Origin of the sequence: Paramagnetospirillum caucaseum (assembly GCF_000342045.1) — a bacterium.
Lineage (GTDB): Bacteria > Pseudomonadota > Alphaproteobacteria > Rhodospirillales > Magnetospirillaceae > Phaeospirillum > Phaeospirillum caucaseum.
Window position 1 is genome coordinate 1 of the sequence record NZ_AONQ01000027.1, and the last position, 21,328, is coordinate 21,328.

28 protein-coding genes and 1 tRNA gene are annotated in these 21,328 nt (G+C 65.7%); 27 read left to right on the forward strand and 2 right to left on the reverse strand.

Features of this window, described 5'->3' with window-relative positions; genetic code table 11:
• The 8 genes from H261_RS23865 to H261_RS11305 form a co-directional block, all read left to right on the forward strand.
• The coding region (locus H261_RS23865; RefSeq protein WP_008617555.1) for a 2-oxo acid dehydrogenase subunit E2 at nucleotides 1-133 on the forward strand (133 nt) is incomplete at its 5' end.
• Nucleotides 134-146: 13 nt separating this feature from the next.
• Entirely contained in the window at nucleotides 147-725 is a 579-nt protein-coding gene (locus H261_RS11280) for an apurinic/apyrimidinic endonuclease family protein (RefSeq protein WP_008617556.1), read from the forward strand.
• A gap of 18 nt (nucleotides 726-743) precedes the next feature.
• Entirely contained in the window at nucleotides 744-1,211 is a 468-nt protein-coding gene (locus tag H261_RS11285; protein ID WP_040476288.1) for a hypothetical protein, read from the forward strand.
• A 13-nt stretch (nucleotides 1,212-1,224) separates the two neighbouring features.
• Complete coding sequence (gene lpdA / locus H261_RS11290) at nucleotides 1,225-2,616, forward strand: dihydrolipoyl dehydrogenase (protein ID WP_008617559.1); 1,392 nt, start codon at nucleotides 1,225-1,227, stop codon at nucleotides 2,614-2,616.
• Nucleotides 2,617-2,619: 3 nt separating this feature from the next.
• Nucleotides 2,620-3,078, forward strand: coding sequence for a hypothetical protein (locus H261_RS23870; protein ID WP_200860252.1), 459 nt, complete (start codon nucleotides 2,620-2,622; stop codon nucleotides 3,076-3,078).
• On the forward strand, nucleotides 3,053-3,550 hold the full coding sequence (locus H261_RS11295; RefSeq protein ID WP_081608909.1) for a pentapeptide repeat-containing protein: 498 nt from the start codon (nucleotides 3,053-3,055) through the stop codon (nucleotides 3,548-3,550). The genes H261_RS23870 and H261_RS11295 overlap by 26 nt, the downstream gene beginning before the upstream one ends.
• A gap of 2 nt (nucleotides 3,551-3,552) precedes the next feature.
• Entirely contained in the window at nucleotides 3,553-4,488 is a 936-nt protein-coding gene (gene lipA, locus H261_RS11300) for a lipoyl synthase (protein ID WP_008617563.1), read from the forward strand.
• 12 nt (nucleotides 4,489-4,500) lie between these two features.
• Nucleotides 4,501-4,932, forward strand: a complete 432-nt coding sequence (locus H261_RS11305) for a type II toxin-antitoxin system RatA family toxin (RefSeq protein WP_008617566.1) — start codon at nucleotides 4,501-4,503, stop codon at nucleotides 4,930-4,932.
• 68 nt (nucleotides 4,933-5,000) lie between these two features.
• Here the strand turns inward: H261_RS11305 and H261_RS11310 are convergent, their stop codons facing one another.
• Entirely contained in the window at nucleotides 5,001-5,459 is a 459-nt protein-coding gene (locus tag H261_RS11310) for a MucR family transcriptional regulator (protein ID WP_008617575.1), read from the reverse strand.
• 340 nt (nucleotides 5,460-5,799) lie between these two features.
• Here H261_RS11310 and rpiB point away from each other — a divergent pair, with 340 nt between their 5' ends.
• From rpiB to H261_RS11365, 11 genes are all read left to right on the forward strand, one after another.
• Nucleotides 5,800-6,249 (forward strand): ribose 5-phosphate isomerase B, encoded by a 450-nt coding sequence (gene rpiB, locus H261_RS11315; RefSeq protein ID WP_008617577.1) that lies wholly within the window; start codon nucleotides 5,800-5,802, stop codon nucleotides 6,247-6,249.
• A 46-nt stretch (nucleotides 6,250-6,295) separates the two neighbouring features.
• Nucleotides 6,296-7,579, forward strand: a complete 1,284-nt coding sequence (gene glyA / locus H261_RS11320; RefSeq protein WP_008617580.1) for a serine hydroxymethyltransferase — start codon at nucleotides 6,296-6,298, stop codon at nucleotides 7,577-7,579.
• Nucleotides 7,580-7,648: 69 nt separating this feature from the next.
• Nucleotides 7,649-8,110: a transcriptional regulator NrdR gene (gene nrdR / locus H261_RS11325; RefSeq protein WP_040476289.1), complete on the forward strand. Its 462-nt coding sequence runs from the start codon at nucleotides 7,649-7,651 to the stop codon at nucleotides 8,108-8,110.
• A gap of 31 nt (nucleotides 8,111-8,141) precedes the next feature.
• Nucleotides 8,142-9,218, forward strand: a complete 1,077-nt coding sequence (gene ribD / locus H261_RS11330; protein ID WP_008617582.1) for a bifunctional diaminohydroxyphosphoribosylaminopyrimidine deaminase/5-amino-6-(5-phosphoribosylamino)uracil reductase RibD — start codon at nucleotides 8,142-8,144, stop codon at nucleotides 9,216-9,218.
• Between the two features lie 17 nt (nucleotides 9,219-9,235).
• Nucleotides 9,236-9,829 carry a riboflavin synthase gene (locus tag H261_RS11335; RefSeq protein WP_008617583.1) on the forward strand — a complete coding sequence of 198 codons (594 nt, stop codon included), beginning with the start codon at nucleotides 9,236-9,238 and terminating at the stop codon, nucleotides 9,827-9,829.
• 6 nt (nucleotides 9,830-9,835) lie between these two features.
• Nucleotides 9,836-10,948 (forward strand): 3,4-dihydroxy-2-butanone-4-phosphate synthase, encoded by a 1,113-nt coding sequence (ribB, locus tag H261_RS11340; protein ID WP_008617584.1) that lies wholly within the window; start codon nucleotides 9,836-9,838, stop codon nucleotides 10,946-10,948.
• A gap of 134 nt (nucleotides 10,949-11,082) precedes the next feature.
• Nucleotides 11,083-11,535, forward strand: a complete 453-nt coding sequence (gene ribH, locus H261_RS11345; RefSeq protein ID WP_008617585.1) for a 6,7-dimethyl-8-ribityllumazine synthase — start codon at nucleotides 11,083-11,085, stop codon at nucleotides 11,533-11,535.
• Nucleotides 11,532-11,999 (forward strand): transcription antitermination factor NusB, encoded by a 468-nt coding sequence (gene nusB / locus H261_RS11350; RefSeq protein ID WP_008617586.1) that lies wholly within the window; start codon nucleotides 11,532-11,534, stop codon nucleotides 11,997-11,999. Before ribH ends, nusB begins: the two co-directional genes overlap by 4 nt.
• Before the next feature lie 63 nt (nucleotides 12,000-12,062).
• The gene (gene thiL, locus H261_RS11355) at nucleotides 12,063-13,076 is read left to right on the forward strand and encodes a thiamine-phosphate kinase (RefSeq protein ID WP_008617588.1); all 1,014 of its coding nucleotides are present in this window, start codon (nucleotides 12,063-12,065) and stop codon (nucleotides 13,074-13,076) included.
• A 3-nt stretch (nucleotides 13,077-13,079) separates the two neighbouring features.
• Nucleotides 13,080-13,541: a flagellar basal body-associated protein FliL gene (locus H261_RS11360; protein ID WP_152426833.1), complete on the forward strand. Its 462-nt coding sequence runs from the start codon at nucleotides 13,080-13,082 to the stop codon at nucleotides 13,539-13,541.
• Between the two features lie 279 nt (nucleotides 13,542-13,820).
• On the forward strand, nucleotides 13,821-15,902 hold the full coding sequence (locus H261_RS11365; RefSeq protein ID WP_008617591.1) for a sodium-translocating pyrophosphatase: 2,082 nt from the start codon (nucleotides 13,821-13,823) through the stop codon (nucleotides 15,900-15,902).
• A gap of 144 nt (nucleotides 15,903-16,046) precedes the next feature.
• Here the strand turns inward: H261_RS11365 and H261_RS11370 are convergent, their stop codons facing one another.
• Nucleotides 16,047-16,502 (reverse strand): outer membrane protein assembly factor BamE, encoded by a 456-nt coding sequence (locus tag H261_RS11370; RefSeq protein WP_008617593.1) that lies wholly within the window; start codon nucleotides 16,500-16,502, stop codon nucleotides 16,047-16,049.
• Nucleotides 16,503-16,640: 138 nt separating this feature from the next.
• Between H261_RS11370 and H261_RS11375 the strand changes: the two genes are divergently transcribed.
• The 8 genes from H261_RS11375 (at nucleotide 16,641) to H261_RS11410 (ending at nucleotide 21,309) form a co-directional block, all read left to right on the forward strand.
• A complete protein-coding gene (locus H261_RS11375; RefSeq protein WP_008617594.1) occupies nucleotides 16,641-17,204 on the forward strand; it encodes a ubiquinol-cytochrome C chaperone family protein in 564 nt (187 codons plus the stop codon).
• On the forward strand, nucleotides 17,201-17,746 hold the full coding sequence (locus H261_RS11380; protein WP_008617595.1) for a YceD family protein: 546 nt from the start codon (nucleotides 17,201-17,203) through the stop codon (nucleotides 17,744-17,746). The genes H261_RS11375 and H261_RS11380 overlap by 4 nt, the downstream gene beginning before the upstream one ends.
• An 85-nt stretch (nucleotides 17,747-17,831) precedes the next feature.
• The gene (gene rpmF, locus H261_RS11385; protein WP_008617596.1) at nucleotides 17,832-18,014 is read left to right on the forward strand and encodes a 50S ribosomal protein L32; all 183 of its coding nucleotides are present in this window, start codon (nucleotides 17,832-17,834) and stop codon (nucleotides 18,012-18,014) included.
• 35 nt (nucleotides 18,015-18,049) lie between these two features.
• The gene (plsX, locus tag H261_RS11390) at nucleotides 18,050-19,105 is read left to right on the forward strand and encodes a phosphate acyltransferase PlsX (protein WP_040476290.1); all 1,056 of its coding nucleotides are present in this window, start codon (nucleotides 18,050-18,052) and stop codon (nucleotides 19,103-19,105) included.
• A gap of 13 nt (nucleotides 19,106-19,118) precedes the next feature.
• Complete coding sequence (locus tag H261_RS11395; RefSeq protein WP_008617603.1) at nucleotides 19,119-20,093, forward strand: beta-ketoacyl-ACP synthase III; 975 nt, start codon at nucleotides 19,119-19,121, stop codon at nucleotides 20,091-20,093.
• A gap of 115 nt (nucleotides 20,094-20,208) precedes the next feature.
• Nucleotides 20,209-20,529 (forward strand): integration host factor subunit alpha, encoded by a 321-nt coding sequence (locus H261_RS11400; protein ID WP_008617604.1) that lies wholly within the window; start codon nucleotides 20,209-20,211, stop codon nucleotides 20,527-20,529.
• Complete coding sequence (locus H261_RS11405) at nucleotides 20,526-21,089, forward strand: MerR family transcriptional regulator (protein ID WP_008617605.1); 564 nt, start codon at nucleotides 20,526-20,528, stop codon at nucleotides 21,087-21,089. Before H261_RS11400 ends, H261_RS11405 begins: the two co-directional genes overlap by 4 nt.
• A gap of 143 nt (nucleotides 21,090-21,232) precedes the next feature.
• Nucleotides 21,233-21,309, forward strand: a tRNA-Pro gene (locus H261_RS11410).
• Nucleotides 21,310-21,328: the final 19 nt, after the last annotated feature.

Below are 21,328 nucleotides of genomic sequence, written 5' to 3' on the forward strand. Positions count from 1 at the left end.
TGCCTTAGGGATCGCCACGGTGATGACCTGCACCCTGTCGGTGGATCACCGGGTGGTCGACGGCGCGGTGGGGGCCGAGTTCCTGGCCGCCTTCAAGACGCTGATCGAAGACCCGTTCGCCATGTTGCTGTAGGGAGGGACGCGTCATGAGCCGCGAGGCCGTGCACGCCGCCTTCGCCAGCCTGAAGGCCGATTTCCGCGATGAACGCTTTCCCGTCATCGCGGGACGGCTGGCCGGCGAATCCCTGGCCTGGGGCGAGCGGCTTCTCAAGCTGTTCGCCACCGCCGGCCGCGACGCCCTGGAGGCGGTGGACATGCTCACCCGCTTCTGGGTGGTGCGCTATCGCGGCATGCCCGAACCCGCCGACCTGGGCGGGGCCGGGGCGGGGGCGGCCTTCGTGCTCGCCTTCACCGCCTTTCCCTATCTCGACGTCATGATGGACGCCTGGGAACTGGGCGAGGTGGCCGGGGAGCATGGGCCGGATCGCCTGACCCTGCATTGCCTGTTCGACGGCGAGGACCAGGGCACCCTGGTCACCGCCCTGCGGGCACAAGGCGGGTGGCGCTTCGACCTGATGGGGCTGTACCGCGACAAGGCCAAGGCCCTGGAGAACTTCATCGAACTGGAGTTCGGCGCCTTCGACGCCTTCCTCGACCATTACGTGGCCGAGCACGATCTGAGTTTCCATACGGAACAAGCCTGGCGGCCTTTGGCCGGACAATAAAAACCGGGAGGGAGTGAGATGGGTCTGAGAGTAAGGGAAATGCCCCGGCCACCGGGCATGCCGGTGACGCCGTTTCCCACGGGCAGCGTCGCCGAGCGCTCGGCCCTGGCCGGTCTGGTCGCCATGATCGAGAACAACCCCGCCTTCTGCAATCGCGGCGTCCTGCCGGAAGAGCAGGAGCGCTGCTACCGCGCCGTGGTCGACGCCAGGCGCCTGATCGGCGAGACCGCCGAGTTGCTGCCGCCCGGCACGCCGGCCGAGGATCTGCTGGCCGCCATGCGCGCCGCCTGCCGCAAATATATTTCCGAGGCCGAGTCCTGGGACCGCCGCACCGGGCGCCGCTACCAGATGCCCACCTTCGTCTTCTACCAGTTGCTGGGAGCCTTCCGCGAATTGCTGGGAGTGCATGTCTGGCGCCTGGCCGAGGCCTACGACATGGAAATCGAAGGCCGCCTGAACATGATCTTCCCCGGCTCGCCGGAATAATTTGGAGAGAAAGATGGCCGAGAACAGCTTCGACATCATCGTCATCGGCGGTGGCCCCGGCGGCTATGTCGCCGCCATCCGCGCCGCCCAGCTGGGGATGAAGACTGCCCTGGTGGAGCGCGAGCACCTGGGCGGCATCTGCCTCAACTGGGGGTGCATCCCGACCAAGGCCCTGCTGCGCTCGGCGGAAGTCTACCGCAACATGAGCCATGCGGAATCCTACGGCCTGTCGGCCCCCGGCGCCTCCTTCGACCTGGCCAAGATCGTGGCCCGCTCGCGGGGCGTCTCGGCCCAGTTGCAGGGCGGCGTCAAGCATCTGCTGAAGAAGAACAAGGTCACGGTGATCGAGGGCACCGCCAAGCTGGCCGGCGGCGGCAAGGTGGCCATCGAGGGCAAGGGTGGGGTGATCTCCGCCCCTCACATCATCCTGGCGACGGGTGCCAGGGCCCGCATCCTTCCCGGCTTCGAGCCCGACGGCAAGTTCATCTGGACCTACAAGGAAGCCCTGGTCCCCGACACGTTCCCCAAGCGCCTGCTGGTCATCGGCTCGGGCGCCATCGGTATCGAGTTCGCCAGCTTCTTCAACACCCTGGGCGCCCAGGTCACCGTGGCCGAGGCCATGGACCGCGTCCTGCCGGTGGAGGATGCCGAGATCAGCGCCATGGCGAGCAAGAGCTTCGAGAAGCAGGGCATGAAGATCCTGGTGGGCGCCAACATCAAGGGGTGTAAGAAGAACGCCGCCGACGTCACCGTCACCATCGAGGCGGGCGGCAAGACCCACGAGGTCACCGTCGACCGGATCATCACCGCCATCGGCATCGTCGGCAACGTGGAGAATATCGGCCTGGAGGCCACCAAGGCCAAGGTGGAGCGCACCCACGTCATCACCGACGAATACTGCCGGACGGCCGAGCCCGGTCTCTACGCCATCGGCGACATCGCCGGCGCGCCCTGGCTGGCCCACAAGGCCAGCCACGAGGCGATGATCTGTGTCGAGAAGATCAAGGGCCTGCCCGATGTCCATCCGTTGGAGATGATGAAGATTCCGGGATGCACCTACTGCCATCCGCAGGTGGCGTCGGTGGGGCTGTCCGAGGCCAAGGCCAAGGAGAAGGGCTATGCGGTCAAGGTCGGCCGCTTCCCCTTCGCGGCCAACGGCAAGGCCATCGCGCTCGGCGAGACCGAGGGCATGATCAAGACGGTGTTCGACGCCAAGACCGGCGAATTGCTGGGCGCCCACATGATCGGCGCCGAGGTCACCGAGATGATCCAGGGCTACGTGGTCGCCAAGACCCTGGAAACCACCGAGGCCGAGCTGATGCACACCGTCTTCGCCCATCCGACGCTCTCGGAAATGATGCACGAGTCGGTGCTTGACGCCTATGGCCGGGCGGTGCATTTCTAGCCAATGCAGCCATCAAACCCACAATTTTCGGGCGACCTCTATCTCTGGAGCGAGATTGCCCGGAACTTTGGGATTGTGATTGCGGGAATTATCGGACTGTGGATCGCCGGGATGCGAAGCCGCGCCGCCAATATGCAGGCGCGTGCCGCGCTTGAACAAAATGAGCTTGCACGCCGCGATCACATTACCGAACTATTCAATAGAGCCGTTGGTCAACTCGGAGACGACAAGCTGGAGGTTCGCCTGGGCGCGATCTATACGCTTCAGGCAATCTGCGAGGATCAAGCCTTCAAGATATATGCTACCCCGGTTACGGAAACATTATCGGCCTTTGTCCGAGATCGCGCGACACCGGAAAATGGAGAGGTTCCTACGGATGTTCGGGCAATCGCTGAGCTGCTGCTTGTCATAGCGAGAGAAAAACGAGGTGCTGAAAATGGCTCATCCAGCCTTGAATCTTGAAGGGGCCTTTCTTCCTCGATCCGACTGGAGCAAGGCAGGCCTCAATAATGCCCGGTTTATGAAGACAAACCTAGCGGGGTCCGATTTTTCTGGCAGCGTTTTGAATGCTGCCGATCTCAGGCAGGCGGTGTTGATCGGTGCAAATTTCGAAGGCGCCGTTCTCAACCATGCTCGCTTGACTGACGCTGACCTTACGGAAGCACGTTTCCTGCGATCCGTGCTGAACAATGCGAACATGCATGGTGCCTGCTTGAAGGGTGCAATTCTGGCAGGGGCTGTGATGAATAACGCGGATCTTTCCTGCGCCACCCTTGAAGGGGCTGACTTGAGAGGGGCCATAATCAACAATGCCGACCTAAGTGGGGCCGACTTGCGCGGAGCGGATCTGACCGGAGCCCTGAACCTGACCCGAGACCAGATTGAGTCTGCCATCACCGATGAGACGACCGTGTTGCCGGTCTATTTGAAATGAGCATGAACACGCAGCCCCTGCGCCATCCCGAGAAAGCCCGCAAGCCGGACAACATCTCTCCGCGCAAGCCCGACTGGATCAGGGTCAAGGCCCCCACCTCGGAAGAGGCGGCCGAGGTGCGCCGCCTGATGCGGGAAAAGAACCTGCACACGGTGTGCGAGGAGGCGGCCTGCCCCAATATCGGCGAATGCTGGAAGCACAAGCACGCCACCTTCATGATCCTGGGTGACACCTGCACGCGGGCCTGCGCCTTCTGCAACGTCAAGACCGGCAATCCCAGGGGGGCCACCGATCCGGCCGAGCCCGAGCATCTGGCCGAATCGGTCAAGGCCATGGGACTGAAGCACGTCGTCATCACCTCGGTTGACAGGGATGACCTGACCGATGGCGGCGCTTTCCAGTTCGTCGCCTGCATCGAGGCCATCCGCAGGACCTCGCCCGAATGCACCATCGAGGTGCTGACCCCTGACTTCCGCGACAAGGGCGACGGGGTGGAGCACATCGCCGGCGCGCGGCCCGACGTGTTCAACCACAATCTGGAAACCGTGCCGCGTCTCTATCCCGGCATCCGGCCCGGCGCGCGCTATTTCGAATCGCTGCGCGTGCTGCAGCGGGCCAAGGCCGCCGATCCGACCATATTCACCAAATCGGGCATCATGGTGGGATTGGGCGAGGAGCGGGCCGAGGTGCTGCAGGTCATGGACGACATGCGCTCGGCCGGGGTGGATTTCATCACCATCGGCCAGTATCTCCAGCCGACCTTGAAGCATGTGGCGGTGTCGCGCTTCGTCACCCCCGACGAGTTCGAGGATTACCGCGCCCAGGCCCGTGCCAAGGGCTTTCTCATGGTGGCGGCGACGCCGCTCACCCGCTCCAGCCACCACGCCGACCGCGATTTCGAGGCGCTGAAGGCCGAACGCCTGCGCCGCCAGGGGTAATCAGGGACCATTATGCCGACCCACGCCGAGCAGCGCGTCCTGCCCTATACCCCCGAGCAATTGTTCGAACTGGTGGCCGATGTGGCTCGCTACCCTGAATTCCTGCCGTGGTGCGTGGCGTCGCGCATCCGTTCGCGCGACGGCGACGTGTTCTTCGCCGATCTGGTGATCGGCTTCAAGATGGTGCGCGAGCGCTTCACCTCCAAGGTGACCCTGACCCGCCCCGACCGTGTCGACGTCACCTATACCGAGGGGCCGTTCAAGCACCTCAACAACCACTGGAACTTCAAGCCCCATCCCAACGGGACCGAGATCGACTTCTACGTGGATTTCGAATTCCGCTCCAAGCTGCTGCAGACCATGATCGGCGCCCTGTTCAACGAGGCGGTCAAGCTTATGGTCTCGGCCTTTGAAAAGCGCGCCCGGCAGCTTTACGGGCCGTAAGCGAGGGCGGAATCAAGAACGGCGCGATGCCTTGGGGCACCGCGCCGTGACTTGGTCGGCCGCAGCCTTCAGCGGCGGCCGCGCCGGGTGGGCTGCTTGTCGGTGGTTTCGCCGGCCTTGCGGCCCAGCCCGATCTTCTTGGCGAAGTCCGAACGCTGGGCGGCGTAGTTGGGGGCGACCATGGGATAGTCGGGGGGCAGGCCCCACTTCACCCGGTATTCGTCCGGGGTCATGTTGTAGGTGGTGCGCAGATGCCGCTTCAGCATCTTCAACTTCTTGCCATCCTCGAGACAGATGATGTAGTCGGGAGTCACCGACTTCTTGACGGCGATGGCCGGCTTCGGAGCCTCGGACTTTGCTTCCGGCTGGCCGCCCTCAAGGGATGAAAGCGACCCGTAGACCGTATTGATCAGTTCCGGCAATTGTCCCGCCGGAACCGGGTTCTTTCCCACATAGGCGGCGACTACATCGACGGCCATGCGCAGCAGGTCGTCACGATTGGTTTTGTCCGAGTTGATGTCGCTCATCTGGCTATCCGACCACGGTTTGTTGGCATAATTGAATCAATGAATGCATGGCGGAACTTCAGTGTCAATTGGAAATTGAACCGTGTGAATAATGAGTTCTTGGAGTTGGTGTGAAGTGCAATAATCATTATCCGGATGGATGGGGGATTACCCCGATGGTCTGTATGAACGGCCATGCTTCTATTGCAGGGGGCGCCTGTTCGTGATGCTTTTTGGAAAGTCGCGGCGGCGGCCCTGTGTCGTGATCGGACATGCCCCATAAGCTTGTGGCGCATTGGCAAGCTGGTCCGACATATGGTATCTAGCCCATTCGAACAAGGATCGCCGGGGTAGGGTGTTGATGAGCGCGAAAACCATTGCCATTGCCTGCGATCACGGCGGCATCGAGATGAAGGAACTGCTGGTCAAGGATCTGGCCGCCTTGGGCTGGTCGGTGCTCGACCTGGGCACCGATGGGCCGGACTCGGTGGACTATCCCGATTTCGCGGTGAAGCTGGCCGAGGCGCTGAAGGGCGGCAAGGCCGAGCGCGGCGTGCTGCTGTGCGGCACCGGAATCGGCATCTCCATCGCCGCCAACCGCTTCGAGCATGTGCGTGCCGCCCTGGTGCACGATGCCTTCGGGGCGCGCATGTGCCGCCAGCACAACGACGCCAACGTCCTGGTGATGGGCGGGCGTACCACCGGTCCCGAGGTGGCGCGCGACTGCCTGAAGATTTTTATCGAGACCGAATTCGAGGGCGGCCGCCACGCGCGGCGCGTCTCCAAGCTGTCCGGCGACGGCCAAGCCTGAGCCCTGAGTCCATATCGTCACGACCCGCCTGCCAGAAAGAGATCCGATGTCCAGCGCACCCACCGACACCTTTTTCCGCACCCCGCTTTCCGAGCGTGATCCCGAGATCTTCGCGGCCATCACCCAGGAGCTGAAGCGCCAGCAGGACCAGATCGAGCTGATCGCCTCCGAGAACATCGTCTCGCGCGCCGTGCTCGAGGCCCAGGGCTCGGTGATGACCAACAAGTACGCCGAGGGCTATCCCGGCAAGCGCTACTATGGTGGTTGCGAGTTCGTCGATATCGCCGAAAGCCTGGCCATCGCGCGCGCCTGCCAGATTTTCGGCTGCACCTACGCCAACGTCCAGCCCAGCTCGGGCTCCCAGGCCAACCAGGGCGTCTTCATGGCCCTGTTGCAGCCCGGCGACACCATCATGGGCATGAGCCTGGCGGCCGGCGGTCACCTGACCCACGGCGCGGCGCCCAACCAGTCGGGCAAGTGGTTCAAGGCCGTGCAGTACGGCGTGCGCAAGCAGGATTCCCAGATCGACTTCGCCGAGGTGGAGGAACTGGCCCGCACCCACAAGCCGAAGCTGATCATCGCCGGCGGTTCGGCCTATCCGCGCACCATCGACTTCGCCCGTTTCCGCAAGATCGCCGACGAGGTCGGGGCGTTCTTCATGGTGGACATGGCGCACTTCGCCGGGCTGGTGGCCGGCGGTGTGTATCCCAATCCGCTGCCCCATGCCCATGTGGTGACCACCACCACCCACAAGACCCTGCGCGGCCCGCGCGGCGGCATGATCCTGTCCAATGACGCCGATATCGGCAAGAAGATCAACTCGGCCATCTTCCCGGGCATCCAGGGCGGCCCGCTGATGCATGTCATCGCCGGCAAGGCGGTGGCCTTCGGCGAGGCGCTGCGCCCCGAGTTCAAGCTCTACGCGCGTCAGGTGGTGGACAACGCCCGCGCCCTGGCCGACACCCTGGTGCGGCGCGGCCTGGACATCGTGTCGGGCGGCACCGATTCGCACCTGATGCTGGTGGACCTGCGGCCCAAGAAGCTGACCGGCAAGGCCGCCGAGGCCAGCCTGGAGCATGCCGGCATGACCTGCAACAAGAACGGCATTCCCTTCGACCCCGAGAAGCCGACCATCACCTCGGGCGTGCGTCTGGGCACTCCGGCGGCGACCACGCGCGGCTTCGGCGTCGAGGAATTCAAGAAGGTGGGCGAACTGATCGGCGACGTGCTCGACGGTCTGGCCGCTTACCCTGAGGACAACTCGGCGGCCGAGGCCCGTGCCCGTGCCGAGGTGGCCGAACTGTGCCGGCGCTTCCCGATCTATCAGTAAGGCGCCCATCGACCAAGAACAGGAGCGGGGGCAGGGGAAGCCCCCGCCGGTTTCCCGGGGGGAAAGACCATGCGGTGTCCGTTTTGCGGTCACGACGATACCCAGGTGAAGGATTCGCGGCCCACCGAGGATAACTCGGCCATCCGGCGGCGGCGTTCGTGCCCGGAATGCGGTTCGCGCTTCACCACCTTCGAGCGGGTGCAGATTCGCGATCTGGTGGTGATCAAGAAGGACGGCTCGCGCTCGCCCTTCGATCGCGACAAGGTCCTGAAGTCGCTGCGGATTTCTCTGCGCAAGCGCCCGGTGGACGATGAACAGATCGAGCGCATCGTCAACGGTATCCATCGCCGCCTGGAAAGCATGGGCGAGAACGAGGTGCCGTCCAAGTTCATCGGCGAGCTGGTGATGGAGGTGCTGATGGACCTCGACAAGGTCGCCTATGTCCGTTACGCCTCGGTGTACCGCAACTTCCGCGAAGCCAAGGACTTCGAGGATTTCCTGGGGAAGATGGTTGTCAGCCGCCACGACTGATCGCAGCCAGGCCGAGAGCGATCTCGGCCACATGCGGGCCGCCCTGGCGCTGGCCCGGCGTGGCCTGGGCACCGTGTGGCCCAACCCCGCCGTGGGTTGCGTCATCGTGCGTGACGGCCGGGTGGTCGGGCGGGGCTGGACCCAGCCCGGCGGCCGTCCCCATGCCGAGACCGAGGCGCTGGCCATGGCTGGCGCCGGCGCCCAAGGCGCCACCGTCTACGTCACCCTGGAGCCCTGCGCCCATCACGGCAAGACCGCGCCCTGCGCCGACGCCCTGGTCGCCGCCGGGGTGTCCCGCGTGGTGGTGGCGGTGCAGGACCCCGACCCGCGCGTGGCGGGCCGGGGCATCGACCGCCTGCGGGTGGCGGGCATTCCGGTGACCGAGGGCGTGCTGAGCGCCGAGGCCGCCGAGCTGAACGCCGGTTTCTTCCTGCGCATCACCACCGGACGGCCGCTGGTCACCCTCAAGCTGGCCACCACGCTGGACGGCCGCATCGCCACCCATACCGGCGAAAGCCGCTGGATCACCGGCGAGCAGGCCCGCGCCAGCTCCCATCTGCTGCGCGCCGAGAGCGACGCCATCATGGTGGGCAGCGGCACCGCGCTGCATGACGACCCCGACCTGACCTGCCGCCTGCCCGGGCTGGTGGAGCGCTCGCCGGTGCGGGTGGTGGTGGACGGGCGGCTGCGGCTGCCGCTGACCAGCCGGCTGGTCGCTACCGCCAATGACGTCCCCACCTGGTTGCTGACCCTGGAAGGCTGCGACGACAATCGCCGCGAGGCCTACGAGGATGCCGGTGTGGACGTGGTCGAGGTCTCGGCCGGACCCGACGGCGCCATCGACCTGGAACTGGCGCTGCAGGCCCTGGGCGAAAGCGGGGTGACCCGCGTCCTGGTGGAGGGCGGCGCCCATCTGTCCGCCGCCCTGCTGCGGGCCGGTCTGGTGGACCGGCTGGTATGGTTCCGCGCGCCCCGCCTGATGGGCGGCGACGGCCTGCCCGCCGCCGTGTCGTTCGGTATCGACCATCTGGTCCAGACCCCGCATTTCGAACGCGTCGAGATCCGCCCCGTAGGCGACGACGTGATGGAAACCTATATTCGTCTTTAAAGAGCGAGGTTGACTCCATGTTCACCGGCATCGTCACCGATCTCGGCGAGGTGCGCCGAATCGTCCGCGGCGAGGGGCGGGAAGCCCGCTTCGAGATCGCCAGCGCGTACGACACCGGCACCATCGCCATCGGGGCGTCCATCGCCCATAACGGCGTCTGCCTGACCATCATCGAGGTGGGGCCGGACTGGCATGCGGTGGAGGCCTCGGCAGAGACCCTGTCCAAGACCACCCTGGGCTCGTGGCGCGAAGGCTCCAAGGTCAACCTGGAGCGGGCGCTGAAGGTGGGCGACGAACTGGGCGGCCACATCGTCTCCGGCCATGTGGACGGGGTCGCCAGGGTGGTGGATATCCGGCCCGAGAACGAATCGCTGCGTTTCACCTTCGAGACGCCGGCCGATCTGGCCTGCTTCGTCGCCCCCAAGGGCTCGGTGGCGCTGGACGGCGTGTCGCTTACCGTCAATGAGGTTGACGGAAGGCGGTTCGGGATCAACGTCATTCCCCACACCCAGTCGGTGACCACCTTCGGCACCTATCGCCCCGGCGACGAGGTGAATATGGAAATCGACATGCTGGCACGCTATGTTGCGCGCCTCTTGCAGAGGGAATAGCGCTTCGTGTCCGAATATCACCAGTACCTGTCGTCCATCGAGGACATCATCGAGGAAGCCCGCCAGGGCCGCATGTTCATCCTGGTGGACGACGAGGACCGCGAGAACGAAGGCGATCTGGTCATTCCCGCCGAGCATGCCAATGCCGACGCCATCAACTTCATGGCCCGCTTCGGCCGTGGGCTGATCTGCCTGTCCCTGACCCGGGGGCGGTGCGAGCATCTGGGCCTCAAGCCCATGAGCGCCGACAACGGCACCCGCATGGAGACCGCCTTTACCGTCTCCATCGAGGCGCGGGAAGGCGTCACCACCGGCATCTCCGCCGCCGACCGGGCGAAGACGGTGGCGGTGGCCATCGATACCGACAAGACCCGCTACGACATCGTCACGCCGGGGCACGTCTTTCCGCTGATGGCCCGCGACGGCGGGGTGCTGGTACGCGCCGGCCATACCGAGGCGGCGGTGGACATTTCGCGCCTGGCCGGGCTCAACCCGTCCGGGGTGATCTGCGAGATCATGAACGACGACGGCACCATGGCCCGCATGCCGGACCTGGTGAAATTCGCCCAGCATCATGGACTGAAGATCGCCACCATCGCCGACCTGATCGCCTATCGCCGCCGCAACGACAAGATCGTGGCGCGCGAGGTCGAGACGCCGTTCCACTCCAAGTGGGGCGGCGACTGGACCATGATGGTCTACACCAACACCGTGGCCTATGCCGAGCACATCGCCCTGGTCAAGGGCGACCTCGGCGCCGAAGGGCAGGTGATGGTCCGCGTCCATGCCGTCAACGTGCTGGACGACGTGCTGGGCGACCAGGGCTCGGGCAAGGCCGGCGAGCTTCATTCTGCTATGGAAATGATCGCCGAGCATGGCTCGGGGGTCATCGTGCTGATCCGCGAGCCGCGCCCCACCAGCCTGTCCGACATGGTCCGCGCCCATCTGGAGCGGCGTCCGCCGGCCCCGGCCTTGCGTGATTACGGCGTCGGCGCCCAGATCCTGCTGGATCTCGGGGTGCATGAAATGATTCTGCTGTCCAACACCAAGCGCTCCATCGTCGGCCTTGAAGGCTATGGCATGAAGGTGGTGGAACAGCGGCCGATTCCGGTCGGCTGAACAGTACCGACGAAGGCCGGCCCCGTTTTGTGTGGGCCGGAACGAGGAGGCAAGCCCAAGGGGCGCCGTGGCTCATGCCGCGAAAGCCAAGCGAAGCGCCCGGCGCCTGAGGGCTGTGTTAAGGAGACAAGTCCATGGCGAAGGTTCTCATCATCGAGGCCCGCTTCTACGACCATATCGCCGACGGCCTGCTGGCCGGGGCGCGTGCCGAATTCGACAAGGCGGGCGTGGCCCACGACCTGCTGGTGGTGCCGGGCATCTTCGAACTGCCGGCCGCCCTGAAACTGGTGCTGACCGCCGCCGAGCAGGGCAACGACAAGGCCCGCTACGACGGCTATGTCACCCTGGGCTGCGCCATCAGGGGCGAGTCCGACCATTACCACCATGTGGGCACCGAGTGCATGCGGGGCATCGCCGATTTGTCCATGGCCTACGACCTGGCGCTGGGCAACGGCGTGCTGACCGTGCATAACGAGGCCCAGGCCCTGGCCCGCTCCGATCCGGCGCGCAAGAACCTGGGCGGCCAGGCGGCGCGGGCCTGTCTGCGCATGATGGCGGTCAAGCGCGAGCTGGGGCTCTCGTCATGACCGTCAACCCATCGGTTGCCAAGCGCAGTGCCGCCCGGCTGGCCGCCGTCCAGGTCCTCTACCAGATGGAGATGACCGGGACCGATACCGAACGGGCGCTGCAGGACGCCAAGGACCGCCGCGCCGCCGAACCCAAGGGACGCATGGCCGATCCCGATTCCTCGCTGCTCAATCAAGTGGTGCGCGGCGTCGCCGCCCAGGTGGACGAAATCGACGGCCATGTGGGCCGGGCGTTGTCTTCCGACTGGACCGTCGACCGCCTGGAGGCGGTGCTGCGCGCCATCATCCGGGCCGGCGCCTGGGAATTGTCGGCGCGGCCGCAGACACCGGCCCGGGTCTGCATCTCCGAGTGGGTCGACGTGGCCCATGCCTTTTATTCCGGTCCCGAACCGGGGCTGGTCAACGCGGTGCTCGACCGTCTCGCCCAGACCCTTCGCGGCGGCGAGATGGGCAAGGGAGCCTAGGATGAAGCCGAAGGGCTTCATCCGTCGCGGGGCGGAACGCCCCTACCGAGAGCGAGGTCTACGGTGAGCGGCGGAGCGCCCGACGAGTTCGGCCTGATCGCCGAGTTGTTCGCTCCGCTCGCCGCCGGTTTTCCCGGAGCCTTGGGGCTCACCGACGACGCCGCCTTCATTCCCGCCGAGCCCGGCTATGACACCGTCGCCACCATGGATTCCATGGTGGCCGGCGTGCATTTCCTGCCCGACGACCCGCCCGATCTGGTGGCGCGCAAGCTGATCCGGGTCAATCTCTCCGATCTGGCCGCCAAGGGGGCCGAGCCCCGGCTGCTGCTGCTGTCCGCCGCTTTCCCCGTGGGGGTGGGCCAGGACTGGCTGCGCGCCTTCGGGGCCGGGCTGGCCGAGGATGTGCGGGAATTCGCCGTCCATCTGATCGGCGGCGACACGGTGTCCACGCCGGGGCCGCTGACCCTGACCCTGACGGCCCTGGGACGGGTGGCGGCGGGGCGGGGGCTGAAACGGTCCGGGGCCAGGGCGGGCGACACCATCTGGGTGTCGGGCGGTATCGGCGACGGCGCCCTGGGCCTGAAGGCCATCCGCGGGCAATTGCCCGGCCTTGCCGCCGCCCATCTGGAGTTTCTCGCCGGGCGCTACCGTCTGCCCCAGCCCCGGGTGGGCCTGGGACCCCGGCTGGTGGGCTTGGCCCATGGTGCCATGGACGTCTCCGACGGGTTGGTCCAGGATCTCGGCCACCTGTGCCGGGCCTCGGGCCTGGCGGCACGCATCGCGGCGGCCAGGGTGCCGCTGTCGCCGGCCGCCGCCGCCGCCTTGGGCCACGACCAGTCCCTGCTTGCCTCGGTGCTGGCGGGAGGCGATGATTACGAGGTGTTGTTCACCGCGCCGCCCGGGGCGGAGGAAAGTCTCACCCGCCTGTCCGCCGAACTCGGCGTGGCCCTGACCGCCATCGGCTCGGTGGCGCCGGGCGAGACGGGCAAGGTCGCGGTGACCGGCCCCGATGGGCGGGACGTGGATGTGGGGCAGGGGGGGTGGCGCCATTTCGGCGACCCGCAACAGGGGGAATAGCGTTTGGTCCGGTTGATCTTCATGGTGGTGGCGTTGCTGATGCTGATCGGCGCGGTCATCGGCGGCCTGTATTTCTGGGGCATCGATCCGCTGGCCAAGCTGGGCATCACCGCGCCCATGATCGGTAAGGAACCGGCGGCTCCCCCCCCGCCGCCGCCGCCCAGCTATGTGGATTTCGGCCTGCTGATCGTACCGGTGATCCAGGACCGCGAGGTCAAGAAGCAGGCCGAGATGATCGTCCGCCTGGAGGTCGATCCCAAGAACAAGGAAATCGTCGCCAAGAATCTGCCGCGCCTGCAGAACGCCTATCTGGCCGAGATGATCTCCTATCTCAGCATCGCGGTGAAGGAGGGCCAGCCGCTGGACGTTCCCGTCATCCGCCGCCGCCTGACCGCCAGCGCCGAGAAGACGCTGGGCGGAGTCTACGTCAAGGACGTGCTGATCGAGAATCCCAACCTGAAATAGCCTCTACCCCTTCGGCTAGTCCCAAAGGCGATTCCCCCCTGCCCGAAGGTGCGGGGGCTCCCGGTGAATAGGGACGGGCGATGTCGAAATTGCCCCAGGCGATCCAATTTCATCGCAATAATTCCAGAATATCGCCGTGATGCGAGCATTTTATTGCATCAAGGAGGTTCTTCTGGCAGTTTCTCCACGCTTCCGTCGTTCCCATCGCGCCCGGCCCATGTGGCTGGGCATTTGGCGGTGAGTCGGCGCCAAGAAGATACATCAGGGGACTCGAACCACATGACCTACCTCTTCGTGATCGCATGCGGCGTTCTGGCGCTGCTGTACGGGGTCTACGCCATCAAGTCGGTGATGGCGACCTCGGCCGGCACCGCCCGGATGCAGGAAATTGCCGCTGCCGTGCAGGAAGGCGCCGCCGCCTACCTGAACCGGCAGTACACCACCATCGCCATGGTCGGCGTCGTCGTCACCATCATCCTGGCCGCCCGCCTGGGCATCTATCAGGCTGTCGGCTTCGTCATCGGCTCGGTGCTTTCGGGCGTCGCCGGCTACGTGGGCATGAACGTCTCCGTTCGCGCCAACGTCCGTACCGCCGAGGCTGCCCGTTCGGGTGGCATGCAGCAGGCCCTGGACGTGGCCTTCAAGTCGGGCGCCATCACCGGTCTGCTGGTGGTTGGTCTCGGCCTGATCGGCGTCGCCGGCTACTACATGCTCCTGAAGAATGTCGGCATCGATCCGCGTGCTCTGCTTGAGGCCCTGGTGGCCCTGTCGTTCGGCGCCTCGCTGATCTCCATCTTCGCCCGTCTGGGCGGCGGCATCTTCACCAAGGGCGCCGACGTGGGCGCCGATCTGGTGGGCAAGGTCGAGGCGGGTATCCCCGAGGATGACCCCCGCAACCCGGCCGTGATCGCCGACAACGTGGGCGACAACGTCGGCGATTGCGCCGGCATGGCCGCCGACCTGTTCGAGACCTATGCGGTGACCGTCGTGGGTACCATGCTGCTGGGTTCGATCTTCTTCACCGGCGTCGCCCAGGAACAGATGATGATGCTGCCGCTGATCATCTGCGGCGTGTGCATCTTCGCCTCCATCGTCGGCACCTTCTTCGTGAAGCTCGACGCCACCAACAACATCATGAAGGCGCTGTACAAGGGCGTCATCGTGACCGGCGTGCTGTCGGCGGTCTTCGTCGCCGTCATCATCAACGTCTATCTGGGCGGCTTCGGCGCCACCTTCAAGACGGCCACCCTGACCATCACCGGCATGGACCTCTATATGTGCGCCATCATCGGTCTGGTCGTCACCGGCCTGCTGGTGTGGATCACCGAGTACTACACCGGTACCGATTACCGTCCGGTCAAGTCGGTGGCCCAGGCCTCGACCACCGGCCACGGCACCAACGTGATCCAGGGTCTGGCGGTTTCCATGGAAGCCTGCGCCCTGCCGGTGATCGTGATCTCCGTCGCCATCATCGTGTCGTACAAGATCGCCGGCCTGTTCGGCATCTCGGTGGCCGCGACCACCATGCTGGCCCTGGCCGGCATGATCGTTGCCCTCGACGCCTACGGCCCGGTGACCGACAACGCCGGCGGCATCGCCGAGATGGCCGAGCTGCCCAAGGAGGTCCGCAAGACCACCGACGCTCTCGACGCCGTCGGCAACACCACCAAGGCCGTCACCAAGGGCTACGCCATCGGCTCGGCCGGTCTGGCCTCGCTGGTGCTGTTCGCCGCCTACACCGAGGACCTCAAGCACTACTTCCCCAAGCTGAACATCACGTTCAGCCTCGAGGATCCCTATGTGGTGGTCGGCCTGTTCCTCGGCGGTCTGCTGCCCTACCTGTTCGGTGCCATGGGCATGCAGGCGGTGGGTCGCGCCGCCGGTTCGGTGGTGGTGGAAGTCCGCCGCCAGTTCAAGGAAATCCCCGGCATCATGGAAGGCACCGCCAAGCCCGACTACGGTCGCGCCGTGGACATGCTGACCAAGGCCGCCATCAAGGAGATGATCATCCCCTCGATGCTGCCGGTGCTGTCGCCGATCGTGCTCTACTTCGTCATCCTGATGGCTGCCGATCAGAAGGCCGCCTTCACCTGCGTGGGCGCCATGCTGCTGGGCACCATCGTCACCGGCCTGTTCGTCGCCATCTCGATGACCTCGGGCGGCGGCGCTTGGGATAATGCCAAGAAGTACATCGAGGACGGCCATCATGGTGGCAAGGGTTCCGACGCCCACAAGGCGGCGGTGACCGGCGACACCGTCGGCGATCCCTACAAGGACACCGCCGGCCCCGCCGTCAACCCGATGATCAAGATCATCAATATCGTCGCCATCCTGCTGCTGGCCATGGTTGCCGGTCACTAATGGTCCGATCCGGGCGGACGGAAACGTCCGCCCGGTGAACCGTTAGGACGGACAATCAGCCGGCAACAGGCTGACAAACGGAAAACCCCGGTCGGAAACGACCGGGGTTTTTTGTTCGGGCGGCGGTGAAGGGAAGGGCGGCGTCTACTTGCCGGCGGCCGGCTTGGTGAAGCGGCCGACATTGCCCATCAGCTGCTGCAGGACGGTCAGTTCCTTGCCGGCGGTAGGGGTCTCGCGGCCGGCCGGCACCACGTCCTTGCCGTCCTCCAGGCCGCGATTGTCGATGGCCCGCACGGTGCCGGCGCGGTCGAACACCACGCTGATCACCTTGCGCTCCTTGATGACCGGCTCGAAGAACGCCTCGCGCTCGGTGATGGCGGAGATGTAATGCCAGCTCTCTTCGCCGAACGGGGTGATGTTGGACGGCGTGCCCAGCAGGGCCTGGACATCCTCGCGCGTGCTGGCGCCGAGCTTGACCTGGGCCAGCTGCTCGGGCGGCGGCAGGTTGCCGCGAACCTCGACGATGGGCGTACAGGCCGCCGTGGCGGCGATCAGGGCCGCTGCGGCAAGGGAGCGGCAAGGAAGAGAGGTCTTTTTCATGTGTGATTACGCCGAGGCATTGACGACAGGCGGCCCCATAGCCAATGTGAGGGGGGCCAATGTGGGGGGAACATTGCACCCCCCATCGCCGCCTTGTCAACGCCGTCGCCCTTCGGGGGCGGGCTTCAGGACCCTGAGATGCCTTTTCGCAAATTCTTCGAGCGCCGCCGTCGCGAGCAGATCGCCCACGACCTCTACGTGACGGTGATCAATCAGGCCCGCCTGCCGGATTTCTATCTGCGTTTCGCCGTGCCGGACACCCTGGATGGCCGTTTCGACCTGATCGTCCTGCATGCCTTCCTGGTCATGCGCCGCCTGCGGCAGGTGACGGCGGAGGAGGGGGGCGAGCAGGCCCGCGAGGTCGCCCAGGCCCTGTTCGACCTGATGTTCGCCGACATGGACCAGAACCTGCGGGAACTGGGGGTAAGCGATATGTCGGTGGGCAAGAGGGTCAAGCAGATGGCCCGGGCCTTCTACGGCCGCGCCGCCGCCTATGATGACGGCCTCGCGGCGGACGGCGCCGGGTTGGCCGAGGCGTTGCGCCGCAATCTCTACGGCACGGTGGAGGGCGAACTGGACCCGGCGGCGGTCCAGCGTGTGGCCGGTTATCTCGTGGCCCAGGCCGCCCATCTGGCCGGGCAGGCGGCCGGCGAACTGCTGGCCGGGCAGGTGACGTTTCAGGCCCTGGAGAGCGGCGCATGACCACCGAAGAGACCGTGCCGTACTCCCACCCCATCGCGGTGGACAGGATTCCCGCCCGGGGCAGCCGCCTGCATGTGGAGCCGAGCCCCGCCGAGCGCGAGGTGGTGGCCCGCTGGCTGAACGTACGGGAAGTCTCTGAAATGGCCGCTGATTTCCAGCTGAATCCCATGGGCAAGACCGGGTTGGTCCGTGTCAACGGCCGGTTGACGGCGCGGGTGACGCAGTCTTGCGTGGTCACCCTGGCCCCGGTGGAGACGGTGGTGGACGAGGAGGTCTCGCTGACCTTCGGCCCGCCCGGGGACGAGGCCGAGGAGGAAGGCGACGAGATCGAGATCGACTTTCACGAGGTCGATCCCCCCGACCCGATCATCGACGGCGCCATTGACCTGGGAGCGGTGATGGTCGAGCATCTGGCGCTCGGCATCGATCCGTTCCCCAGGGCCGAGGGGGCGGCGTTCACCCTGCCGGAACCCAAGGTGGAGGCGCCGGAACCCAAGGCGAATCCCTTCGCCGTTTTGGCCGCGCTGAAACAAAAAAGGTGAGGGGGGTCAGCATCCCCTTGCGACCCGTCGCCTTTTTGGCTAATAAACCACCCTTTCCCATTCCGGGTTGAAGCGAGTAGATACTATGGCCGTTCCGAAGAAGAAGACCTCCAAGTCCCGCCGCGACATGCGTCGGTCCCACCACGCCCTGGTCAACGTGACCGGCGCCGAGTGCCCGAATTGCGGCGAAGTGAAGCTGCCGCACCACGTCTGCGGCTCGTGCGGCCACTATGACGGCCGTGAGGTTGTCGCCCAGGCGGAAGCCTAAGCCGTTTCATTGGCTAGGCAGGGGAGTGCGGGCCGGTGAGCAGTGCTGTCACCATTTCCATTGACGCCATGGGGGGCGATGCCGCCCCCGACATGGTTGTGGAAGGGGTGCGCATGGCTCATGAACGCCTCCCCCATGTTCGCTATCTGATGTTCGGGGATGCCGGCAAGATCGAGCCTTTGCTGGCGCGTTTTCCCGAACTCAAGGGCGTCTGCACCGTCCATCATACCGACGAGGCGGTGTCCAACGACGCCAAGCCCAGCCAGGTCCTGCGCAACGGGCGCAAGTCCAGCATGTGGCTGGCCGTCGAGGCCGTCCAGAAGGGCGAGGCTGCGGGAATCGTCTCGGCGGGCAATACCGGCGCGCTGATGGCGGTGTCCAAGTTCGTGCTGCGCATGCTGCCGGGCATCGACCGCCCGGCCATCGCCGGCATGTTCCCCACCGTCAAGGGCGAGACGCTGATGCTCGACCTGGGCGCCAACGTCGACTGCAACTCCAACAATCTGGTGGAGTTCGCGGTGATGGGCGAGGTCTACGCCCGCGCCGTGCTCGGCCTGGAAAAGCCGTCCATCGGCCTCTTGAACGTCGGCTCCGAGGACATGAAGGGCAACGACGCTGTCAAGGCCGCGGCGGCCGCGCTGCGCGATTCCCATCTGCCCATCAGCTTCTACGGCTTCGTCGAGGGCAACGACATCTGCGGCGGCACTGTCGACGTGGTGGTGACCGACGGGTTCACCGGCAACATCGCGCTGAAGACCGCCGAAGGCACCGTCAAGCTGTATTCGACCTTCCTCAAGGAAGGGTTCCAGAGCTCGCTTCTCGCCAAGTTCGGTTATCTGTTCGCCCGCCACGCCATCAACAAGGTCAAGGTGCGGACCGATCCCCGCCGCTACAACGGCGCCATGTTCCTCGGTCTCAACGGCATCGCGGTGAAGAGCCACGGCGGCACCGACGCCTTCGGCTTCGCCAATGCGGTCGGTGTTGCCGTCGAACTGGTCAGCCACGGCTATAACGACCGCATCCGCAAGGAATTCGACCGGCTGAAGCCGGCCGAGGTTTCCCCCTCGCAACTGGCCGCCGGAACCCGGTGACAAGGGACAGATCATGATCGTGCGCTCCCAGATCGTCGGCTGCGGCTCCTATCTTCCGTCCCGGCTGGTCACCAACGCCGAACTGGCCGCCCAGGTGGACACCTCGGACGAGTGGATCGTCGAGCGCTCGGGCATCCGCCAGCGCCACATCGCCGCCGAGGGCGAGACCACCTCTGATCTGGCCACCCATGCCGCCCTGCGGGCGCTGGAATCCGCCGGCATCTCCGGTTCCGCCGTGGATTTGATCATCCTGGCCACCGCCACCCCGGACAACACCTTTCCCGCCACCGCCACCAAGGTGCAGCAGCGTATCGGCATGAAGCATGGTGCCGCTTTCGATATCCAGGCGGTGTGCTCGGGCTTCGTCTATGCCTTGTCGGTGGCCGACAACTTCATCAAGACCGGGCAGGTGCAGACCGCCCTGGTGATCGGTGCCGAGACCTTCTCGCGCATCCTCGACTGGAACGACCGCGCCACCTGCGTTCTGTTCGGTGACGGCGCCGGCGCCGTGGTGCTGCGCGCCAACCGCGGCAAGGGCGGCAGCAATGACCGCGGCATCCTGTCGACCCATCTCCACTCGGACGGCAGCCATTACGACCTGCTCTATGTGGACGGCGGCCCGTCCAGCACCCAGACGGTGGGCCATGTGCACATGGAAGGCCGTGAGGTGTTCCGCCATGCGGTGATCAATCTGGCCTCGGTGGTGGGCGAGGCCCTGTCGGCCAACGACCTCAAGGCCTCGGACATCGACTGGGTGGTGCCGCACCAGGCCAACCGCCGCATCATCGAAGGCACCGCCAAGAAGCTGGGTTTCCCGCTGGCCAAGATGGTGATGACCGTGGAAAAGCACGCCAATACCTCGGCGGCCTCCATTCCCCTGGCGCTCACCGAGGCGGTGGGCGACGGCCGCATCAAGCCGGGTCAACTGGTGCTGCTTGAAGCCATGGGTGGCGGATTCACCTGGGGTTCCGCCCTGGTGCGGATGTAGCTATACTCTTGCATGGCTGTTGAACGCCATCCTCCATCCCTCTGATATTGACGGGTTTATCGTAAAGGTCTAGGGTCGCACCAGCTTTTCGGATTCCTTTTTCGGCTGGGGCGTCATGACTGAGAAGACCATTACGCGGGCGCAACTGAGCGAGGCCGTCTATCAGGAGGTCGGGCTGTCGCGCAACGAGTCCGCCGATCTGTTGGAGGCCGTCCTGGACGAGATTGCCGGCGCGCTGGCCACGGGCGACGCGGTGAAGATTTCCTCGTTCGGCAGTTTCTCGGTCCGCTCCAAGGGGCAGCGCATCGGCCGCAATCCCAAGACCGGCGAGGAAGTGCCCATCACGCCGCGCCGCGTGCTGGTGTTCCGTCCCTCGCAGCTCCTGAAGAAGAAGATCAACGACGGTATGACCGCCAAGCGCAGCGGGGGCAAATGACCGGCGACGACGGGGAAGAGATGGCGGGCCGGCGCAACGGCAAGTCCGAGGCGGCGTTCCGGACCATCAGCGAGGTCGCCGACGACCTCGACGTTCCCCAGCACGTCCTCCGCTTCTGGGAGGGCAAGTTTCCCCAGGTCAAGCCGTTGAAGCGCGGCGGCGGCCGGCGCTATTACCGTCCCGACGACGTGGCGCTGCTGCGGCGTATCCGCGACCTGCTCTACAGCGAAGGCTACACCATCAAGGGCGTGCAGAAGTTGCTGAAGGAGGGCGGGGCCAAGGATGCCCACGCCGCCCCGGCGCCGGCCCGCGCCGCCGAGCCGGAACTGTCCCTGGACCTCGACCATCCCGGCGAGGATCATGACGATCCCGAGGACGACGGGGACGAGGATCTGGTCGTCGAGGAGGACGAAGCCCGCCACGCCGTGGTGCGGGCCATCACCGCCGGCGGCGGCGATCTTCCGGTGCCGGCGGGGGGGCTCGGCCCCAATCTGCGCCACGAACTGGAAGACATCCTGGCCGAGTTGGAGCAGTTGCGGGCCTTGTTGCGGGCCCGGTGATTTTCCCTGAAGAACTGGGTTGCGTTGGCCGGGCCGCCTGACTATAGTGCGCCCCTCTCCCGGCACACCCCGCCGGTTTTTCCCCCTCCCGGAGCGGTTCTCCGCCTGGGAACAAAGGTTTCGGTGGGCTCGCCCACCACGGTCGGAGCGTAGCGCAGCCCGGTAGCGCATCAGTCTGGGGGACTGGGGGTCGCAGGTTCGAATCCTGTCGCTCCGACCAAAAATTCAACGGCCCGGCT

What these genes read in the sequence shown, in the direction of transcription:
- H261_RS11280 (WP_008617556.1), top strand. Translation starts at nt 147, where the DNA reads ATGAGCCGCGAGGCCGTGCACGCCGCCTTCGCCAGCCTGAAGGCCGAT.
- H261_RS11285 (WP_040476288.1), top strand. Translation starts at nt 744, where the DNA reads ATGGGTCTGAGAGTAAGGGAAATGCCCCGGCCACCGGGCATGCCGGTG.
- lpdA (WP_008617559.1), top strand. Translation starts at nt 1,225, where the DNA reads ATGGCCGAGAACAGCTTCGACATCATCGTCATCGGCGGTGGCCCCGGC.
- H261_RS23870 (WP_200860252.1), top strand. Translation starts at nt 2,620, where the DNA reads ATGCAGCCATCAAACCCACAATTTTCGGGCGACCTCTATCTCTGGAGC.
- H261_RS11295 (WP_081608909.1), top strand. Translation starts at nt 3,053, where the DNA reads ATGGCTCATCCAGCCTTGAATCTTGAAGGGGCCTTTCTTCCTCGATCC.
- lipA (WP_008617563.1), top strand. Translation starts at nt 3,553, where the DNA reads ATGAACACGCAGCCCCTGCGCCATCCCGAGAAAGCCCGCAAGCCGGAC.
- H261_RS11305 (WP_008617566.1), top strand. Translation starts at nt 4,501, where the DNA reads ATGCCGACCCACGCCGAGCAGCGCGTCCTGCCCTATACCCCCGAGCAA.
- H261_RS11310 (WP_008617575.1), bottom strand. Translation starts at nt 5,459, where the DNA reads ATGAGCGACATCAACTCGGACAAAACCAATCGTGACGACCTGCTGCGC.
- rpiB (WP_008617577.1), top strand. Translation starts at nt 5,800, where the DNA reads ATGAGCGCGAAAACCATTGCCATTGCCTGCGATCACGGCGGCATCGAG.
- glyA (WP_008617580.1), top strand. Translation starts at nt 6,296, where the DNA reads ATGTCCAGCGCACCCACCGACACCTTTTTCCGCACCCCGCTTTCCGAG.
- nrdR (WP_040476289.1), top strand. Translation starts at nt 7,649, where the DNA reads ATGCGGTGTCCGTTTTGCGGTCACGACGATACCCAGGTGAAGGATTCG.
- ribD (WP_008617582.1), top strand. Translation starts at nt 8,142, where the DNA reads ATGCGGGCCGCCCTGGCGCTGGCCCGGCGTGGCCTGGGCACCGTGTGG.
- H261_RS11335 (WP_008617583.1), top strand. Translation starts at nt 9,236, where the DNA reads ATGTTCACCGGCATCGTCACCGATCTCGGCGAGGTGCGCCGAATCGTC.
- ribH (WP_008617585.1), top strand. Translation starts at nt 11,083, where the DNA reads ATGGCGAAGGTTCTCATCATCGAGGCCCGCTTCTACGACCATATCGCC.
- nusB (WP_008617586.1), top strand. Translation starts at nt 11,532, where the DNA reads ATGACCGTCAACCCATCGGTTGCCAAGCGCAGTGCCGCCCGGCTGGCC.
- H261_RS11365 (WP_008617591.1), top strand. Translation starts at nt 13,821, where the DNA reads ATGACCTACCTCTTCGTGATCGCATGCGGCGTTCTGGCGCTGCTGTAC.
- H261_RS11370 (WP_008617593.1), bottom strand. Translation starts at nt 16,502, where the DNA reads ATGAAAAAGACCTCTCTTCCTTGCCGCTCCCTTGCCGCAGCGGCCCTG.
- H261_RS11375 (WP_008617594.1), top strand. Translation starts at nt 16,641, where the DNA reads ATGCCTTTTCGCAAATTCTTCGAGCGCCGCCGTCGCGAGCAGATCGCC.
- H261_RS11380 (WP_008617595.1), top strand. Translation starts at nt 17,201, where the DNA reads ATGACCACCGAAGAGACCGTGCCGTACTCCCACCCCATCGCGGTGGAC.
- rpmF (WP_008617596.1), top strand. Translation starts at nt 17,832, where the DNA reads ATGGCCGTTCCGAAGAAGAAGACCTCCAAGTCCCGCCGCGACATGCGT.
- H261_RS11395 (WP_008617603.1), top strand. Translation starts at nt 19,119, where the DNA reads ATGATCGTGCGCTCCCAGATCGTCGGCTGCGGCTCCTATCTTCCGTCC.
- H261_RS11400 (WP_008617604.1), top strand. Translation starts at nt 20,209, where the DNA reads ATGACTGAGAAGACCATTACGCGGGCGCAACTGAGCGAGGCCGTCTAT.
- H261_RS11405 (WP_008617605.1), top strand. Translation starts at nt 20,526, where the DNA reads ATGACCGGCGACGACGGGGAAGAGATGGCGGGCCGGCGCAACGGCAAG.